Origin of the sequence: Rhodoferax sp. (assembly GCF_037143375.1) — a bacterium.
Classification (GTDB): Bacteria; Pseudomonadota; Gammaproteobacteria; order Burkholderiales; family Burkholderiaceae_C; genus Rhodoferax.
Genome location: NZ_JBAWYV010000281.1, coordinates 1 through 2,304 on the forward strand (window position 1 = coordinate 1; position 2,304 = coordinate 2,304).

Annotated in this window: 2 protein-coding genes; both read right to left on the minus strand. The window is 60.8% G+C overall.

Going from position 1 to position 2,304, the window contains the following annotated elements:
• The coding region (locus WCG50_RS18990) for a radical SAM protein (protein WP_336901159.1) at nucleotides 1–1,421 on the minus strand (1,421 nt) is incomplete at its 3' end.
• 16 nt (nucleotides 1,422–1,437) lie between these two features.
• The coding region (locus WCG50_RS18995; RefSeq protein ID WP_336901160.1) for a TRAP transporter large permease subunit at nucleotides 1,438–2,304 on the minus strand (867 nt) is incomplete at its 5' end.

The following is a 2,304-nucleotide window of genomic DNA, read 5'->3' on the forward strand; positions in this document are numbered from 1 at the left end:
TAGTCAAACAAGGCATCGACCAGCAGCTCGGGCGTCAGGCCACTGGTTTTGGCGGTGCTTGACCAGAGCCAATCGGCAAAACCCATGAACGCATAAAACGGCGAGTGAAGCACCGCTTTGATTGAGGTCATGCCCGCACCGGCAGGCTCATCGGCGCAAGCCTCAGTGCCCTCGCCCAGCAACAAGTTCAGCGTTTGCGTGAAGCGCCCTGAGTTGGCGACCAGATCCCAGTAGCGTGAAAAGCGGGTGAAGCGCTGCATCGTGTCTGCGTCCACGGCCCCGGTTTGGCGCACGGTGTAGGGCGGTTCAGGGTCGTAAACCATGCCGTATTCCACCGTGTGACGGGCAATCGGCGTGCCGCGCAGACGTTTCAAAATGCCCAACTGAATCTCGTGCGGGTGCAAGGCGTGCAGACGGTCAAAGCCCGCTGCAAAACTTTCCATCGATTCACCCGGCAGGCCAAACAGCAAATCAGTGTGCAAATGCGCGTTCGACTCCTGCACCAGCCAGCGTAAGTTCAGCGCGGTTTTATCGTTGTCCTGCTTGCGCGAGATTCGTTGCTGTACCTCAACGTTAAAGCTCTGCACCCCCACTTCAAACTGCAGGACCCCCGGTGGAAACTGCGCAATCATGGCTTTCAGACGGTCCGGCAACTGGTCGGGCACGACTTCAAAATGCACGAACAAATCCGGCGTCATCCGGTCCAGAAAAAACTGCAGGATGCGCACCGAGGCGTCGATCTTGAGGTTGAACGTGCGGTCCACAAACTTGAAATTGCGCGCACCGCGCTGGTACAGCCCATCCATCTCGGCCAGAAAAGCGTCGAGGTCGAACGCCCAAGCCGTCTTGTCGAGCGAACTCAGGCAAAACTCGCACTTGAACGGACAACCGCGCGACGCCTCCACATACAGCAGGCGGTGCGCCAGATCGGCATCGGTGTACTCGGCATAGGGCAGCGTGAGCTGGTCGAGTGGCGGCTGCTCGCCGGCGATAATTTTCATCAGCGGTTGCGGCCCGTGCAAGAGCGCGCGGCACAGCTTGGGAAAACTCACATCGCCCCAACCGGTAATGACATGGTCGGCCAGCCGCACGATGGCTTGCTCTTCGAGTTCGTGGCTCACCTCCGGGCCGCCCAGCACCAGCTTGATGTCGGGGCGCTGCGCTTTAAGCAGGCGCAGCACCTCAGCCGTGGGCGTGACATTCCAGATGTACACACCAAAGCCAATGATCTGCACCGCGCCCGGCGTCGGCGCGCCCAAAACCGCCAGCAATTCATCGACCACGTCTTGCGCCTTGCGGGCGATGGTGAACTCGCACAAGGTGGTCTGCGCTTTCAAGTCGCCCATGTTCGCCAGCAAGTAACGCAAGCCCAAAGAGGCGTGGATGTACTTGGCGTTGAGGGTGGTCAGGAGGATGCTCACGCGGCGCGGCTCAAGGTTAACGGTAGAACAGGGTGGGCAGCCACAGGGTGAGTGGCGGCCACAGGGCGGCAATCATCAAATCAATCATCGCCACGATCACCAGCGGCATCACGGCGCGGGACACTTTGCCCAGCGACACCCCGGCGATGCCGCAACTCACAAACAGGCAAATACCCACGGGCGGCGTCAGCATGCCGATGGCCAGATTGGTCACCACCAACACGCCAAACTGAACCGGATCAACCTGCATTTGCGGCGTCAGCAGCGCCAGCACCGGCACCAGCAGCAGCAAGGCCGCCGTGGTTTCCATGACGCAGCCCACCACCAGCAACAGCGCCATGACCAGCAGCAACAAGCCGGTTGGCGGCAAGGAGAGCGAGTTGACAAAAACGTCCAGCAGACGCGCGCCTTGCTGCATGGCCAGCAGCCAGCCAAAGATCTTGGCCATGGCGATGATGAACAAAATACCCCCCGCCGCCACTTGCGAGCGCACGATGAGGCCGGGCAAATCCTTCCAGGCCAGTTCGCGGTTGACCAAAGTCCCCACCAGCAGCGCGTAAAAAACCGCCAGCGCAGCCGCTTCGGTCACGGTCACGATGCCGGTCAGAATGCCGCCGAGCACCACCACCGGCGCGCCCATCGACCAGAACGCAGCCTTGCCGGTCAGCGCCACCTGCGCCCAGGTAAAGGGGCGGCGCACGCCGTAGCCCTTGCGCCAGGAGATCCAGACCGCGATGGTCAAAAAGGACAACCCCATCAACACGCCCACCAGCATGCCCCCGGCAAAAAGTTGCGAGGTCGAGATGTTGGTCATGAAACCAAAAATAACCATCGGGATCGAGGGCGGAATGATGATTCCGATTGAGCCTCCAGCCGCCACGAC